14 protein-coding genes are annotated in these 15,260 nt (G+C 72.7%); 7 read left to right on the top strand and 7 right to left on the bottom strand.

The window, feature by feature from the left end; translation table 11 throughout:
• The first annotated feature begins 48 nt into the window (after positions 1 to 48).
• Entirely contained in the window at positions 49 to 3,342 is a 3,294-nt protein-coding gene (locus OG702_RS12955; protein ID WP_327289031.1) for a tetratricopeptide repeat protein, read from the top strand.
• Positions 3,343 to 3,456: 114 nt separating this feature from the next.
• On the opposite strand, the gene OG702_RS12960 is transcribed toward OG702_RS12955, so the two are convergent.
• The gene (locus OG702_RS12960) at positions 3,457 to 3,687 is read right to left on the bottom strand and encodes a hypothetical protein (RefSeq protein WP_327289032.1); all 231 of its coding nucleotides are present in this window, start codon (positions 3,685 to 3,687) and stop codon (positions 3,457 to 3,459) included.
• Positions 3,688 to 3,701: 14 nt separating this feature from the next.
• Positions 3,702 to 4,574, bottom strand: coding sequence for a mycothiol conjugate amidase Mca (gene mca / locus OG702_RS12965; protein ID WP_327289033.1), 873 nt, complete (start codon positions 4,572 to 4,574; stop codon positions 3,702 to 3,704).
• Between the two features lie 136 nt (positions 4,575 to 4,710).
• On the opposite strand from mca, the gene OG702_RS12970 reads away from it, so the two are divergent.
• Both OG702_RS12970 and greA read left to right on the top strand, forming a co-directional pair.
• Complete coding sequence (locus tag OG702_RS12970; RefSeq protein WP_327289034.1) at positions 4,711 to 5,133, top strand: DUF4307 domain-containing protein; 423 nt, start codon at positions 4,711 to 4,713, stop codon at positions 5,131 to 5,133.
• A gap of 160 nt (positions 5,134 to 5,293) precedes the next feature.
• Entirely contained in the window at positions 5,294 to 5,791 is a 498-nt protein-coding gene (gene greA, locus OG702_RS12975) for a transcription elongation factor GreA (RefSeq protein WP_327289035.1), read from the top strand.
• Between the two features lie 68 nt (positions 5,792 to 5,859).
• On the opposite strand, the gene OG702_RS12980 is transcribed toward greA, so the two are convergent.
• From OG702_RS12980 to ilvA, 3 genes are all read right to left on the bottom strand, one after another.
• Positions 5,860 to 6,717: an ABC transporter permease gene (locus tag OG702_RS12980; RefSeq protein ID WP_327289036.1), complete on the bottom strand. Its 858-nt coding sequence runs from the start codon at positions 6,715 to 6,717 to the stop codon at positions 5,860 to 5,862.
• Complete coding sequence (locus OG702_RS12985) at positions 6,714 to 7,832, bottom strand: ATP-binding cassette domain-containing protein (RefSeq protein WP_327289037.1); 1,119 nt, start codon at positions 7,830 to 7,832, stop codon at positions 6,714 to 6,716. Before OG702_RS12985 ends, OG702_RS12980 begins: the two co-directional genes overlap by 4 nt.
• A gap of 225 nt (positions 7,833 to 8,057) precedes the next feature.
• On the bottom strand, positions 8,058 to 9,287 hold the full coding sequence (gene ilvA, locus OG702_RS12990) for a threonine ammonia-lyase (protein WP_327289038.1): 1,230 nt from the start codon (positions 9,285 to 9,287) through the stop codon (positions 8,058 to 8,060).
• A 207-nt stretch (positions 9,288 to 9,494) separates the two neighbouring features.
• On the opposite strand from ilvA, the gene OG702_RS12995 reads away from it, so the two are divergent.
• The 3 genes from OG702_RS12995 to OG702_RS13005 are packed head-to-tail and all read left to right on the top strand — an operon-like array spanning position 9,495 to position 10,926.
• Entirely contained in the window at positions 9,495 to 10,052 is a 558-nt protein-coding gene (locus OG702_RS12995) for a MarR family winged helix-turn-helix transcriptional regulator (protein WP_327289039.1), read from the top strand.
• 32 nt (positions 10,053 to 10,084) lie between these two features.
• Entirely contained in the window at positions 10,085 to 10,636 is a 552-nt protein-coding gene (locus tag OG702_RS13000; protein ID WP_327289040.1) for a sigma factor-like helix-turn-helix DNA-binding protein, read from the top strand.
• Entirely contained in the window at positions 10,633 to 10,926 is a 294-nt protein-coding gene (locus OG702_RS13005; RefSeq protein ID WP_327289041.1) for a hypothetical protein, read from the top strand. The genes OG702_RS13000 and OG702_RS13005 overlap by 4 nt, the downstream gene beginning before the upstream one ends.
• A 13-nt stretch (positions 10,927 to 10,939) precedes the next feature.
• Here OG702_RS13005 and OG702_RS13010 read toward each other — a convergent pair whose 3' ends face one another.
• On the bottom strand, positions 10,940 to 12,082 hold the full coding sequence (locus OG702_RS13010; RefSeq protein ID WP_327289042.1) for a cystathionine gamma-synthase: 1,143 nt from the start codon (positions 12,080 to 12,082) through the stop codon (positions 10,940 to 10,942).
• A 132-nt stretch (positions 12,083 to 12,214) separates the two neighbouring features.
• Between OG702_RS13010 and OG702_RS13015 the strand changes: the two genes are divergently transcribed.
• Complete coding sequence (locus OG702_RS13015; protein WP_327289043.1) at positions 12,215 to 12,712, top strand: hypothetical protein; 498 nt, start codon at positions 12,215 to 12,217, stop codon at positions 12,710 to 12,712.
• 60 nt (positions 12,713 to 12,772) lie between these two features.
• Here the strand turns inward: OG702_RS13015 and OG702_RS13020 are convergent, their stop codons facing one another.
• Positions 12,773 to 14,854 (bottom strand): glycosyl hydrolase family 28-related protein, encoded by a 2,082-nt coding sequence (locus OG702_RS13020; RefSeq protein WP_327289044.1) that lies wholly within the window; start codon positions 14,852 to 14,854, stop codon positions 12,773 to 12,775.
• Positions 14,855 to 15,260 lie beyond the last annotated feature (406 nt).

Raw genomic sequence — 15,260 nt, forward strand, 5'->3', positions numbered from 1 at the left:
GGCACGAAACCCATCCGACGACGTGTCGGGGTCACCCGGGAGGACGATGTGCCGGAGTCACGAATCGCACTGCGGGAAGCCGACCGTGCCGCCGCGGAGAGGCTGTTGGCGCGGCTGGTGGCCGAGCAGGGCCCCGCGGGGGGCGGGGACGCGCTGCTGCGGCAGGCGCGCGAGCGGTTCGACGAGATCTGCGATGCGGCCGGGGGCGAATACGTGGCCTACCAGCGGGCGTTGGAGGCCCGCGAGGCGCCGAGGGCCGCGCCCGGCGGTGTGCCGCAGGGCCGTGGCGGCGGAGCCGCGAGCAGTACGGCCGGCGGCCTGGTGGCCGGCGTGGGAGCGGCGGTCGCCTTCGGCGTCGACCTGGGCCAGGGCATCTCGCCTGGCGCCTCGCTGCTGACCGGCGCGGCGGTCGGCGCCGCCGGGGTCGCCACCCTCGGGGCCGCGGCCGCCAGGGGCCGCGCGGCCAGGAGGGCGGCGGCTCCCGAACGCGGGGCGCCGGGCGGGGCCGAGCAGTTGCGGCTGCTGTGGCTGGCGGCGCTGGAGCGCCGCGGCGTGCGGCCGTTCCTGGAGGCGGCCGGCGACCGGCGGACCGCTGCCCGGCAGAAGGAGCAGGGGAGCCCGGTGCGCCCCCCGGCGGAGGTGCCGCGCCAGCGCCGTTCCGGCGCCGACCGCAGCGCGGCGGCCCGCACCCGCTCGTTGCTGGAGCACTCCTTCGGCCAACTCCCGTCGGCGGACGGCTTCTTCACCGGCCGCACCGCCGAGATGACGCAGATCGCCCAGGCGGTGCACCAGGCCAGGGCCGCGGTCACCGTGCAGCCCACCGTGATCGTGCTGCACGGGCCGCCGGGCAGCGGCCGGACGACGCTCGCGGTGCGCGCGGCACGGCAGTTGAAGGACCAGTTCCGCGGTGCGTGCGTGGTGGACCTGCGCGGCGCGGGCGACGGCCGGGCCGCGCTGCCGGTACGGGACGCGCTGCTGCACCTGCTGAACCGGCTCGGCGCGCCGCGCGACCAGCTGCTGTTCAGGGAGCGGCAGAACCAGGAGCAGCATCTGCGCCGGCTCAGCGACCAGTACCAGCAGCATCTGACCGGCGTGCCGGTGGTGATCGTGCTGGACGACGCCACCGACCCGGACCAGGTGCGGGCGCTGGTGCCCGAGCGGTCCGAGAGCCTGGTGCTGGTCACCGCGCGCGAGCCGCTGCCGCTGGAACTGCCGGGCGCCCGGGTGCGGCAGCTGGAGGTCGGCCCGCTGACGTCGCAGGGCGCGCAGGGGCTGCTCGACCATCTGGCGCAGGCCGCGGGGCTGCCGGGGCCCGACCCGGCGGAGGCCGAGCGGCTCGGCGGGCTGTGCGCGGGACTGCCGATAGCGCTGCGGATCGCCGGGTCGGCGCTGGCCGACCACCACGGCCCGGTCCGGCTCGCCGACGACATCGAGGTGTTCGGGCCGCGCGACCCGGTCGACCGGATCCTGGCGCTGCGCTACCACGACCTCCCGGAGCCCGACCGCCGCCTGCTGCGCCGCCTCGCGCTGGCCGGCCGGGCGAGCTTCGGCACCGCGGCGGCGTCCGCGCTGCTGGCCACCGACGACCAGGAGGCGGCCAGGCGGCTGTCGGCGCTGGCCGCGGCGGGGCTGATCGAGAACGTCCGCGGCAGCCGCTACCGGCCGCACGACCTGGTCCGCGCCTTCGCCGCCGAGCGGCTGCTGGACGAGGAGGACCCGGCGGAGCGGGCCGCGGCGCACGAGCGGCTGATCCGTTCCTATGCCGACCTCGCCAACACCGTGGTGCGGCTGGTCGAGGGCAAGACCTCCACCAGGGCCGGGCGCTTCGGGCAGCACGGCTTCTCCTCGCTGGAGCCGGCGCTGCGCTGGCTGGACGAGGAGTCCAGCTTCATCACCGCCGCGCTGCGCGAGACCGAGGGCGTCGACCGGGCGGCGGTCCAGGCGCTGCTGGGCGCGCTGTGCGACTACTGCCTGCTGCGCGGCGACCTCTACCGGCTGGGCGAGATCAGCGAGATGGCGCAGGCCCAGCAGGTGCGGCAGCAGAAGTCCGGCCCGGACGAGGACCGTTCGGTGCTGGTGCGCTCGGTGCAGTGGCGAACCGGCATCGCGGCACGGCAGTTGGGCGAGCTGGACAAGTCCAGGTCGACGCTGAGCACGGTGGTGGACCTCTACTTCGAGGCGCAGCACCCGGCGGGCGCGGCCCGCGCGCTGGACAGCCTCGGCATCACCTTGCACCAGCAGGGCAACCTGCGGGAGGCGGAGGTCAAGCTGCGGGAGGCGCTGGAGATCCAGACGGCACCCGAGCTGGAGGAGGACCGCGCCTGGACCATGCACGCGCTGGCCGCGGTGCTGCGCGACAGGGGGCAGCTCGGCAGCGCGCTGGAGCTGCTGCGGGAGTCGCTGGCGCTGCACCGGGCCAACGAGAGCGTGCAGGGCGAGGCGTGGGCGCACCTCCAGCTGGGCCAGGTGTATCTGCGGGTCGGCCGGCTCGACGAGGGCGAGGCGGAGCTGCGGGCGGCCGGCCAGTCGTACGCGCTGGCCCGCGATCCGCGCGGCACCGCCTGGACGATGACCCAGCTGGCCAGGGCCCGGCTGCTGGGCGGCGAGCCCCGCGAGGCGGCCCGCGACCTGGACGAGGCGGTGCAGCGGCACCGGGCCAGCGAGGACGCCCGCGGCGAGGCGTGGACGCTGTACTACCTGGGGCAGGCGCTGGAGGAGTGCGGGGACACCGACGCGGCGCTGCGCACGCTGGAGCGGTCGCGCACGATGTTCTCCCGGATGCGGGACGTCTACGGTCTGGCCTGCGCCCGGCACCACTCGGCGCGGGTCACCAGGGACCAGCGCGCCGCCAGCACCGGGAACCTGCGCAACAGCGGCTTCGCCCGGCAGTTGCTGCAGGACGCCAGGCAGGACTTCCGGCGGATCGGTGTGGAGCACGGCGAGGCGTGGTCGTGCGTGGAGCTGGCGGTGATCGACGCGGGCAACGAGCGGGTGACGGAGGCGCTGGCGCTGCTGGAGGAGGCCTACCAGCTCTTCGCCGGGCTCGGCGACCGGCGCGGGCAGGACTGGGCGTCCTTCCTGCGCGCCACCCTGCTGCCGCTGGCGCCCGCGGCGCCCGGGTCCGACCCGGCCGAGGGCGTACGGCAGGCGCTGGGGCTGCTGCGCGGCCTCACCGTCGGCGACGCGTATCCGGGGCGCGACCCGGACCTGGACGAGTACGCGGCCGCCTACGCGCTGCTGCTCGAACGGGGGTCGGCCGCGCCGGGCGGCCCCTGGGAGGCCTGGCGGCTGGGCATGACCCCGACCCGTCCGGCCCGCATGGTGATGTCCCTCCCCCTGTGACGCCGGCGCTCCCCCCGGGGCGGCGCGGCCGGACCAGGGCGCGGGTCGGCGCGCTCCCGGGCCGGGTGGGCCACGTGAGAGCGGGGTGCCGCCCCGGGGCGGCGGCGGGCGGGGTCAGGACCCGTGGGTGGTGGGGTCAGCGGTGGGGCGCTCGGGCGCCCCGGCTTCCGGCTGCTCCTCGAAGTCGATCTTCTTCATCTGCTTGCCCATGTTCTTCATGAGCATCCAGAGTCCGAAGGCGAGCACAGCGAAGATCACGAATCCGAGGAGCCCCGGCGTCACCTTGTCCTGGTTCACCTCGGCGAGGGAGACCAGCGGGCGTCCGAAGGCTTGGGTTGCTGTCACACCCCCATTGTCGCCTAGGCCTCGCGGATGCCCGCAAAGAGGTCGTCCTCCGGCAGCGAGACGTCCACCCGGGTCTTCGCGAGCTCGTAGTCCTCGGTCGGCCAGACCTCGCGCTGGAGGTCCATCGGGACCCGGAACCAGCCGCCCTCGGGGTCGATCTGGGTGGCGTGCGCGATGAGCGCCTTGTCCCGGATCTCGAAGAAGTCGGCGCACGGCACATGGGTGGAGATGTTGCGCTCCGGGCGGGCGAACTCCTCCCAGCGCTTGAGCCATTCGCCGTAGGGCGACTCCAGGCCGCGGGCCTCGATCGCCTCGTGCAGCGCGAGGGTGCGGGCCTTGTTGAAGCCCTGGTTGTAGTAGAGCTTCAGCGGCGTCCACGGCTCGCCGGCCTCCGGATACCGCTCCGGGTCGCCGGCGGCCTCGAAGGCCACCATGGAGATCTTGTGGGTCATGATGTGGTCGGGGTGCGGGTAGCCGCCGTTCTCGTCGTAGGTGGTGATCACCTGCGGCTTGAACTCGCGGATCAGCTTCACCAGCGCGCCGGCCGCCTCGTCGACGTCCTGCAGCCCGAAGCAGCCCTCGGGCAGCGGCGGCAGCGGGTCGCCCTCGGGCAGTCCGGAGTCCACGAAGCCCAGCCAGGCCTGCTTGACGCCCAGGATCTCCCTGGCCTCGTCCATCTCCCTGGCCCGTACCTCGTGGATGTGCTCCTCGATGTACGCGTCGCCCTGGAGCTTGGGGTTGAGCACCGAGCCCCGCTCGCCGCCGGTGCAGGTGGCCACCAGTACGTCCACCCCTTCTGACACGTACTTGGCCATGGTGGCGGCACCCTTGCTCGACTCGTCGTCGGGGTGAGCGTGTACGGCCATCAGTCGAAGCTGCTCAGTCAAGGCTGGTGTCCTCAAAGTCCCGTTGGTTCCCGCTATTGGTTCAGGTGCCCCCTCGGTGGGCGCAGGGAGCACGCCTTCTATAGTGACCGAGCGAGGGGACGAATAATTCCGCGGTCAGTGAACGGGAGGAACGATCATGGCGGCTGTACAGGCCGGTCCACAGAACTCCCCGCCCGCCGGCCGCTACGGGCCGGACGCGGACGCCCGCGCCGACCGCAAGCTGCGGATCGCCGCCGTCGTGACGGGCGTGCTGATCGCGGCGGGTATCGGCTGGTACGGCTACGACTCGCTGGCCGGCGACAAGGTCAGCGGCCAGGTGGTGGCGTTCCAGGCGGTCTCCGACCAGGCGCTGCAGATCCACCTGGAGGTCCACAAGGGCGCCGGCGCCGTCGCGGTGTGCACGGTGCGCTCGGTGGGCAGCGACCACGCCGAGGTGGGCCGCAAGGACGTACGCCTCGCCCAGCACGGCGAGCAGATCGACACCGTCGTCACGGTGCGCACCACCGCCCGCGGCGAGACCGGCGAACTGGTCGGCTGCAGCGCGGCGCCCCGCGGCTGACCTGCCCGGCGCCCGCCCGGCACCCGAGCCCTTTCCCGAGGTCGGCGCGGCCCGCGCCGTACCCGCCCCCGTCATACGCCGGTAATTGTTAGGCTCGTGGTTTCGTCCCGGCTACCGGTGGCAATGCAGTTCTTCACGACAGTACCGACGAGGAGCACCTGTGACCCAGACCAGCGACAACGTCACCTGGCTGACCCAGGCGGCGTACGACCAGCTCAGGGCCGAGCTGGAGCATCTGTCTGGTCCGGCGCGCGCCGAGATCGTCGCCAAGATCGAGGAAGCCCGCCAGGAAGGCGATCTCAAGGAGAACGCCGGCTATCACGCGGCGCGTGAGGACCAGGGCAAGCTGGAGCTGCGCATCCGGCAGCTGAACCAGATCCTGGAGTCCGCCAAGGTCGGCGAGGCCCCGGCGGACGACGGCGTGGTGGCTCCCGGCATGGTCGTCACGATCGCCTTCGACGGCGACCCCGACGACACCACGACCTTCCTGCTCGGCTCCCGTGAGGGCATCTCCAGCGACCTGGAGACGTATTCGCCGCAGTCCCCGCTGGGCCGCGGTGTGGCCGGCAAGCGGACCGGCGACGACGCCACGTACGAGCTGCCGAACGGCAAGAGCGCGTCGGTGAAGATCCTCGACGTCAAGCCTTATCAGGGCTGAGCCCCCGGGCACGGACGAGCCCCCGGCGGAGGACCGCCGGGGGCTCGCTGCGTAGCAGGACCGGGCCGTCAGGCCGTCGCCGAGCGGTACTTGCGGACCGCCAGGGTGCGGAAGACCACGATGATGACCACCGACCAGGCCAGCGACGCCCACACCGGGTGCTGCATCGGCCAGGCGTCGGACTGGACCACGCCGGGGTTGCCGAACAGCACCCGGCCGGCCTGGACGGTGGCGCTGAACGGGTTCCACTCGGCGACGTGCCGCAGCCACGGCGTCATGTTCTGCGGCGAGACGAACGCGTTGGACACGAAGGTCACCGGGAAGAGCCAGATCAGGCCGCCGGAGGTGGCCGCCTCAGGGCTCCGCACCGACAGGCCGATCAGCGCGCCGATCCAGGAGAAGGCGTAGCCCAGCAGGAGCAGCAGCGCGAAGGCGGCGAACATCTTCGGGACGCCGTGGTGGATCCGCCAGCCGACCAGCAGGCCGACGCAGGCCAGCACCACCACGGTCAGCGCCGTTTGCACCAGGTCGGCGAGGGTGCGGCCGGTGAGCACCGCGCCACGGGACATCGGCAGCGAGCGGAACCGGTCGATCAGGCCCTTGCTCATGTCGTCCGCGATGCCGGCGCCGGCGCCCGCGGTGGCGAAGGTGACGGTCTGCGCGAAGATGCCGGCCATCAGGAACTCGCGGTAGGCGCGGGCGTCGAAGGTGCCGCCGACGTTGACGGACCCGCCGAAGACGTAGCTGAACAGCACCACGAACATGATCGGCTGGATCAGCCCGAAGATCACGACCTCGGGGATGCGCATCATCCGCAGCAGATTGCGCTTGGCGACCACCAGCGAGTCGTGCGCGGACTGGATGACGCCGCCACGGGCGTGCGGCGCCTGGGTCGGCTGCGGCGGGGTCTGGGTCACGGTCGTCATTTGACGGCCCCCTCGGCGTCGTCGGCGTCCTTGTCGTGCTTGTCGTGCTTGTCGTGCTTCGCGTCCTTGGCGTCCTTGGCGTCCTTGGCGTCCTTGGCGTCCTTGGCGTCCTTGGCGGACCCGCCCGCCCCTTCGCCGCCGGCGCCGCCGTCCTCGTCGTCGCCGGTCGCCGCCGCCTCGGCCGCGTGGCCGGTGAGCGAGATGAAGACGTCGTCCAGGGTGGGGCGGCGCAGGCCGATGTCGTCGATCTCGATGCCGCCGGCGTCGAGGTCGCGGATCACCTCGGCGAGCAGCTTGGCGCCGCCGGTCACCGGGACGGTGATCTTGCGGGTGTGCTGCTCGATCTTGACCTCGCCCTTGCCGTGCGCGGCCATCGCGCGGGCCGCGTCCTCGATCCGGTCCCGCTCGTGCACCACGACCTCGACGCGCTCGCCGCCGGTCTGCGCCTTGAGCTGGTCGGAGGTGCCGCGGGCGATGACCTTGCCGTGGTCGATGACGCAGATGTCGTGGGCGAGGTGGTCGGCCTCCTCCAGATACTGCGTGGTGAGCAGCAACGTGGTGCCGCCCGCGACCAGTTCCTGGATGACCTCCCACAGCTGCTGCCGGTTGCGCGGGTCGAGCCCGGTGGTGGGCTCGTCCATGAACATCACCGGCGGGCTGACCACCAGCGCGGCGGCCAGGTCGAGCCGGCGGCGCATACCGCCGGAGTAGGTCTTGGAGATCCGGTTGGCGGCGTCGGCGAGGTTGAAGCGCTCCAGCAGCTCGTCGGCCCGCTTGCGGGCGGCCTTGGCGCTGAGCTGGTAGAGCTCGCCGACCATCTGGATGTTCTCGCGGCCGGTGAGGAACTCGTCCACGGCGGCGAACTGGCCCGACAGGCCGATGTGCCTGCGGACCTCGTTGGGGTGCTTGAGCACGTCGATGCCCGCGACGGTGGCCCTGCCGCTGTCCGGCTGCAGAAGTGTGGTCAGCACCCGGACGGCGGTGGTCTTGCCCGCCCCGTTGGGCCCGAGCAAACCGAGGACCGTGCCCTCCGGCACGTCAAGGTCCACTCCCCCCAGTGCCCTGACATCGCCGAAGGTCTTGACCAGACCTTCGGCATAGATGGCGCCCGGCATTTTTTCGCTCCCGTCCGTTGCTTCGCTGTGTGCTGTTACGGCTGTACGACTGGTCGGCCCGCCGAAACTCATCGGCCGATGATCGCCGGATACCCCGCCGTTTTGCGAACGCTTTACCGGGCACCCTCGCGATATGCCGCGAGAATGCCAGACGCGATATATCGCGTCAACCCGCCGGACGGCCACGGCCACGGGTACGGGTACGGCCGCCGCACCCGCCGTCCGTCAGGCGATCACCACGTAGCCGGCGTCCTCCAGCGCGGTGCCGACCGCGGCGCAGTGCTCGGGGCCCTTGGTCTCCAGGTGCACCTCGACCTCCGCCTCGGTGAGGCCGAGCCGCGGGTCGGTCCGCACATGGCTGACGTCCAGGACGTTGGCGTCCGCCAGCGACAGCACCCCGAGCAGCGTCGCCAGCGCCCCCGGCCGGTCGGTCAGCCGCAGCCGCAGCGACAGGTAGCGGCCCGCCGCCGACATGCCGTGCCGCAGGATGCGCTGCATCAGCAGCGGGTCCACGTTGCCGCCGGACAGCACCGCCACGACCGGCCCCTCGTAGGCGTCCGGCGCCGCGAGCAGCGCGGCCACCGAGCTCGCCCCGGCCGGCTCGACGACCAGCTTCGCCCGCTCCAGGCACAGCAGCAGCGCCGACGACAGCTGGTCCTCAGAGACCGTCACCACGTCGTCGAGCAGGTCCCTTATCACCCCGAACGGCACGTCCCCCGGCCTGCCGACCATGATGCCGTCGGCCATGGTGGCCACCGAGCCCAGCGCCACCGGCCGGCCGGCCGCCAGCGAGGGCGGGTAGGCGGCGGCGCCCGCCGCCTGCACCCCCACCACCCGCACGTCGGGCCGCAGCGCCTTGACCGCGACCGCGACACCGGCGGCGAGCCCGCCGCCGCCGACGCCCACCAGGATGGTGCGCACCTCGGGGCACTGCTCCAGGATCTCCAGGCCCACCGTGCCCTGCCCGGCGATGATGTCCGGGTGGTCGAAGGGGTGGATGAAGACCGCGCCGGTCTCCTCGGCGTACGCGATGGCCGCCCGCAGCGTCTCGTCCACGACCGCGCCGTGCAGCCGGACCTCGGCGCCGTAGTCGCGGGTCGCGGCGACCTTCGGCAGCGGGGCGCCGACCGGCATGAAGACGGTGGAGCGCACGCCGAGCAGCGCGGCCGCGAGCGCCACGCCCTGCGCGTGGTTGCCGGCGCTGGCCGCCACCACGCCGGCCGCGCGCTCCTCGGGACTGAGCCCGGCGATGCGCACGTAGGCGCCGCGGATCTTGAAGGAACCGGTGCGTTGCAGGTTCTCGCACTTGAGGTGCACGGGTGCCCCGACCAGCGACGACAGGTGTCTGCTGGTCTCCATCGCGGTCATGCGGGCCACGCCGGAGAGCATCTTGTGGGCGCCGCGCACGTCATCGAGGGTGATCGGGTGGGGCGCGGAGGGTGCCGGTCTGTCCATACCACCAGTCTCGCAGCCGCCCGCCCCCGCCACGCCCGGGGCACGACCGGGGCGGGGGCGCGCCGCCGGGGGTTCACGACGCGGTCAGGACCGGGTTGCGGTTTGTGCGTGCTGGGTCACTCGGGCAGCCGGTCCGCGTACTCTTCTCCCAACTTCCCGCCGTCCGATCGCCCTTCGCAGGACCGACAGAACGCGAGCTTCAAGGTCATGTCCAAACCGACGGAGACCTCGTCAGAACTCCTGGAGCGCCTCCAGCACCAGGTGGCCCTTTTCGCCCGCCGCGCGGAACAGACCCGGCTCGGCGGTGTGGGCAAGGCCCGCAACTCCATGGACCGCGCCGCCTATCTGCTGCTCAACCGGCTCGACCGGGAGGGCCCGATGGGCGTCAAGGCGCTCGCCGAGGCCATGGGCATCGACTCCTCGACCGTCACCCGGCAGGTGGCGCCGCTGGTCGACACCGGTCTGGTCAAGCGCACCTCGCACCCCGACGACGGCCGGGCCGTGGTCCTGGCCGTCTCGCCGCGCGGGCGCGGCCGGCTCGACGAGGTGCGCGACTCCCGCCGCCGGCTGATGGCCCATGTCACCGACGGCTGGACGACCGGCGAGCGGGAGGTCTTCACCGATCTGCTCGTACGCTTCAACACCGCGCTCGCCGACTGGCACGCCGGTCTCGGCCGCACCGAAGACGAGGCCCCGGGAGCGGCGGAAGTGGCACCTCGTACCGATGGTGCGTACGAGGTGCAGGGGGACACGCAGGGGGCTTGACCGGGAACACCCGGTTGCCGTCCCATGGCCGCGTGGGGAAGCGCCGGACGGCAGCGGAGAACCGACGGGACGCCGAGTTCGCGGCGTTCAGCGCCGGGGCGGCGGGCCGACTGCTGCACACCGCCACCCTGCTCACCGGCGACCGGGAGCAGGCCGAGAAACTGCTCACCGCGACCCTGGCGCGTACCTACGCCGACTGGCTGCGGATGCGCGCCGAGGACCCCTACGACCAGGCGCGGGCGGAGCTGGTACGCCGCTTCGCCTACCGGCCGTGGTGGCGCCGCCCGCACGGCGGCGTCCTGGCGCGGCTGACCCCGCAGGAGCGGCTGGTCGTCACGATGCGGTACTTCGAGGGCGTCGCCGAGGAGCAGACCGCCGCGCAGCTCGGGCTGCCCGCCGACCGGGTCAGGGCGATCTGCGCCCGGGCCACCGCGACCCTGCGCAGCAGCCGCTTCGACCCGGCGGGACCGCCGCCGCCGGACGGCGGCCCGGGCAGCCCGGCCGGTCCAGCCGCGGCGCCGCGTACGGTCGCCGAGGCGCGCGAGCGCGCCGAGCACCGGGCGGCGCAGGGGGTGGCCCCGTGAGGGCGCCGAACCGGCGCGACGACGAGGTGCGGCAACTGCTCGACACCCCGCACCCGGCGGTGCCGGCCGGCCTGGTGGCCCGGGCGGCGGTCCGGGGGCGGCGCACGGTACGCCGCCGCCGGGTGCTGCTGCACGTGCTGTGGGTGCTGGTGGTGGCCGCCGCGCTCACCGGCATCGTCTTCGCGGTGCTCGCCTGGCCGGACGACGAAGCCCCGGCCGACGACCCCGGCGACGGCACCTGGTGGTCGCCGGTGAGCATGGGCCGGGTGGCGGCGCCGCTGATCCCCTGAGCCGCCCGCCCGGTCAGCCCAGCGCCTGGCCGAGGTCGGCCAGCAGGTCGTCGACCGCCTCGATGCCGACCGACAGGCGTACGAGGTCGGACGGCACCTCAAGGGCCGACCCGGCGACGGACGCGTGCGTCATCCGGCCCGGGTGCTCGATCAGCGACTCGACACCGCCCAGCGACTCGCCCAGGGTGAACAGCTCGGTGCGGTCGCACACCGCGACGGCCGCGTCCTCGCCACCGTTCACCCGGAAGGAGACCATGCCGCCGAAGGCCTTCATCTGCTTGGCCGCTACCTCGTGGCCCGGGTGCTCGGGCAGCCCGGGGTAGTAGACCTGGTGCACCTTCGGGTGCGCGGCCAGCAGTTCGGCCACCCGGGAGGCGTTGGCGCTGTGCCGGTCCATCCGCACCGCGAGGGTCTTGACGCCGCGCATCACCAGCCAGGAGTCGAAGGGGCCGGCGATCGCGCCCATCGCGTTCTGGTGGTAGGCGAGTTCCTCGCCCAGCGTGGTGTCGGCGGTCACCATGGCGCCGCCGACCACGTCGGAGTGCCCGCCCATGTACTTGGTCGTGGAGTGCACCACCACGTCCGCGCCCAGCGCGAGCGGCTGCTGGAGATACGGGCTGGCGAAGGTGTTGTCCACCACCAGCCGCACCCCCGCCTGCCGCGCCACCCCGGCGAGCGCGGCGATGTCGGTGATGCCCAGCAGCGGGTTGGACGGCGTCTCGACCCAGATCAGCTTGGTCTGCGGGCGTACCGCGTCCCGTACCGCCTGCACGTCGGAGGTGTCGGCCACCGACCAGGTCACGCCCCAGCGCTCCACGACCTTCGCGAACAGCCGGAAGGTGCCGCCGTAGGCGTCGTCGGGGATGACCACGTGGTCGCCGGGGGCCAGGACGGTCCGCAGCAGGCAGTCCTCGGCCGCCAGGCCGGAGGCGAAGGCCAGGCCGCGGCGGCCGCCCTCCAGCGCCGCCAGGTTCTGCTCGAGCGCGGCCCTGGTCGGATTGGCCGACCTGCTGTACTCGTAGCCGCCGCGCAGACCGCCGACGCCGTCCTGCTTGTACGTCGACACCTGGTAGATCGGTGTGACGACGGCGCCGGTCTGGGCGTCGGCCGGCTGTCCGGCGTGGATGGCGAGGGTTTCGAAGTGCTGATCGCTCATGCCGCCGAGCGTAGTGCCCCGAAGGGCCCGCCCCTGGCCAGGAATCCACCGGCGCGGCTCCGGCTCTGGTAGTCATGTGCGGTGGTGCGTACACCGACAGATCGGGGGTGGGGCTGGGTGCGGAGCCGTACGGTGTCGATCGACGACGCGGCCTGGGCGCGGATGGGTCCTGAGGCGCGGGTACGGGCCGCGGTGGGCCTGCTGGATGAGCGCGGCGACGCCACGGGCGCGCGGCCGCTGGGCCTGGGGGTGCGGGAGATCATGGAGATCGAACGCGACCAGCCGGGACCGGTCGGCGCCGCGTACCGCTGCTTCCTCGCCCTGACGGGTGCCGGTTTCGGCCGCTTCCTGGTCAGCAGCGACGTCTTCTACCCGCTGATGCTCGGGCTGCGCGAGGCCGCCGAGGACCTGCTGGCCGAGCACGGCGTGAACTTCCGGTTCGAGGCGGGCGACCGGGTGATCCTGATGCACCAGGGTTACCGCTTCGACTTCCTGCGCGGCCCGGGGCCGGACCCCGAGGTCTGGTCGTACAACGAGCCCGACGGCCCCTTCGCCGGCCCGAACGCCGGCGGCGACCGCTTCACCGACTGGCTGCGCGCGGCGGCCGAACGCGAGGCGGGCCTGCGATGAGCCCGGCCGGCCGCGGGGAGGCGGCCGGCCGGGCGGGTGGGTCGGTGGGTCAGTGCCGGGTCACCAGGCGGACGGCGCCGGCGGCGGGACGACTGCGGGACGGTCGTCGCAGGTGATCGTGTTGGGCAGCTCCCAGGGGGCCAGCCAGGGGCCGGTCGTGCCGCCGCCGTCGTTGCCGCCGAGATCGGTGACGGCGAACTCCGAGCCGGTGGCGGGGAAGTTGAAGGAGCCGCAGTTGTTGATGCCGACGGCTCCGACGTTGCGGGCGTCGACGTTCTGGAAGGTGGCGCCGCCCGCGACCCGGGCGCTCAGCACGGAGGTGCCGGTGCCGTCGACCTGGATGTCCTTGAAGTGCACGCCGGTGATGGAGTAGAGGTCCTTCACCGGGAAGTCGCTGACCAGCATGATCGCGTTGTAGGTGCTGTCGAGGAAGTGGTCGCCGGTCACCTGGATGTCGGCGTCGATGTTCTTCTCCAGCGCGTAGAACCAGATCGCGCCGAGCCCGATGTTCCAGTTGAGCTCGTACGTGCCGGCCCTGACCGTGGTGTTGTCGGTGATCGACAGCTTGCCGGTGAAGGCCTCGGAGCCGAAGCGCGAGCCGACCTGGATGGCGCTGCCCTCCCGGATCGGGTCGGCGATCAGGTTGGCCGACACGGTGTTGTCCGTACCGCCGTAGAGGGCGATGCCGTTGGCGAGCACCGGGGTCTGCAGGGTGTTGTGGTCGACGGTGTTGCCGGCGTCCTCGGTCTTCTCCGACCACAGCGCCAGCGCGTCGTCACCGGTGTTGCGCAGGAAGTTGCCGGAGATGACCGAACGCGTCACGCCGGTGTGGAAGTTGATGCCGTCGGCGATCTGGTCGACGATCACGTTGCCGGTGATCCGCAGATTGGTCATCGGGCCGTCGAACCACATGCCGACCTTGGTGTGCTGGATGTACAGCCCGTCGATGGTGGAGTTGCTGAGCGATCCGCCGATCCCGTTGACCTGGTCGGTGTCGATCCGCTCGCGCACGTCGCCCTGGATCGCGAAGCCCGACAGGTGGACGTCGGAACTGCCGCCCGCCGCCGCGTCCTTGCCGTAGAAGCCGACGCCGGTGTGCACCGACCCGTCCGCAGCCGGGGTCGCCAGGTCCACCTGGTGGCCCTTGATGACCGTGTACCAGCTGCCCGCGCCCTCGATGGTGACGTGGTCCACGATGATGTGCCGGTCGACCTGGTAGGTGCCCGGCGGGATGTAGACCTTCAGGTGGGAGCGCTGCGCGAAGGCGATGGCCCGGTCGATCGCGTCGGCCGAGTCGCGCCGGCCGGTCGGGTCTGCGCCGAACAGCAGCACGTTGGCGGCCAGCACGTCGACCTTCGGCGGCGCGACCAGCTGCGAGTCCAGCAGGTCTACGGTGGTGGTCGCGGCCCCCGCGGGCACCGCCAGCCGTACGGTCTGGCCGGCCCGGTAGGTGCGGCCGAGCAGCAGCCGCTGCTCGTCGTAGAAGTGGTTGGGCCTGAAGGGCTTGGCGAAGACCGGCGCCGGGGTGGTGTCCTGCGGGACGCAGGAGCACTCGGTGACCCAGTAGTCGGGGTGCAGGATGTCGGCGGCCGGGTCGTTCGAGAACGGGTAGAGGTTGTAGAGCCAGGAGTACTGCGAGGTCAGCGTGAGGGTCTTCTTGGCGCCGCCGTCGACCGAGACGTTCAGCGGTGAGGTGATCCCGCCGCCGGTCGCGGCGTCGGGGATGCTGTAGCGCACGTTGATCGCGTTGGCCGCGCTCGGCAGCGTGAAGTCGACGTACTGCCCGGGCTTGAGGGTGACCGCGCTACGGCCCGACGCCTCGGCGGGCAGCGTGTAGGCGTCCCGGCCCGGGCCGATGACGGTGCCGTCGGTGGTGGCGTTCTCGGCCTCCTGCTCCGCGAAGCCGACGTCCGCGCCGCGGCCCGCGGTGAGCGAGGGGTCGAGCGCGGCGCGGGTCACCACGGCCTTGCCTGCGCCCGCTTGGCCGCCGTGCCCGCCGGCCGCCGTACCGGCCAGTGCCGTTCCGCCGGTCAGCACGCCGAGCGCGGCCGCCGCGGCGGTCACCGACGCGACCGACACGGCGGCTCTTCGCCGTCGTCCTCTTGACCATCTCGCCACAGCACCGGTGATGCTCCGTGACATCGAAAGCTCGATTCTCTCGGGACAGGCTCAGGTGGGGGTCGCCCCGGCGCCCGTTCCGCTCTCGGTCTGACGGGATCCCCAGGCGAACTGCTGGGGGAGAGCGGCACGGGCGTCGGGGGTGAGGTGACATTAGGGCGGCGACGTCCGGTTCCACAAGGCTCGTGCGAGATGATTTCGGCTATTTGCCGTCCAGCTACGCACAGTTGAGAGATTTTTGCGTCAACCGATACGCACGTTGCAGTCGGCGAGCAGCGGGGCGCGCCTGCGGCCGAAACCGTGACCCGCGTTCCACACTGGTGGTCACGACGTCAACCCCACGGACATTTCGCGCGGGTTTTGCAAGGATGGCCGGGAGCGGTCGGAATGACGTCGGTTGTGCGGGGCAGGTGGTCCAGACGACGCCGCC

This window comes from Streptomyces sp. NBC_01198 (assembly GCF_036010485.1).
Classification (GTDB): domain Bacteria; phylum Actinomycetota; class Actinomycetes; order Streptomycetales; family Streptomycetaceae; genus Actinacidiphila.

Excerpts from the sequence above, each read along its gene's own strand:
- OG702_RS12970 (WP_327289034.1), top strand. The coding sequence starts at position 4,711 with ATGGCGGCTGTACAGGCCGGTCCACAGAACTCCCCGCCCGCCGGCCGC.
- OG702_RS12980 (WP_327289036.1), bottom strand. The coding sequence starts at position 6,717 with ATGACGACCGTGACCCAGACCCCGCCGCAGCCGACCCAGGCGCCGCAC.
- OG702_RS12985 (WP_327289037.1), bottom strand. The coding sequence starts at position 7,832 with ATGCCGGGCGCCATCTATGCCGAAGGTCTGGTCAAGACCTTCGGCGAT.
- ilvA (WP_327289038.1), bottom strand. The coding sequence starts at position 9,287 with ATGGACAGACCGGCACCCTCCGCGCCCCACCCGATCACCCTCGATGAC.
- OG702_RS12995 (WP_327289039.1), top strand. The coding sequence starts at position 9,495 with ATGTCCAAACCGACGGAGACCTCGTCAGAACTCCTGGAGCGCCTCCAG.
- OG702_RS13010 (WP_327289042.1), bottom strand. The coding sequence starts at position 12,082 with ATGAGCGATCAGCACTTCGAAACCCTCGCCATCCACGCCGGACAGCCG.
- OG702_RS13020 (WP_327289044.1), bottom strand. The coding sequence starts at position 14,854 with ATGTCACGGAGCATCACCGGTGCTGTGGCGAGATGGTCAAGAGGACGA.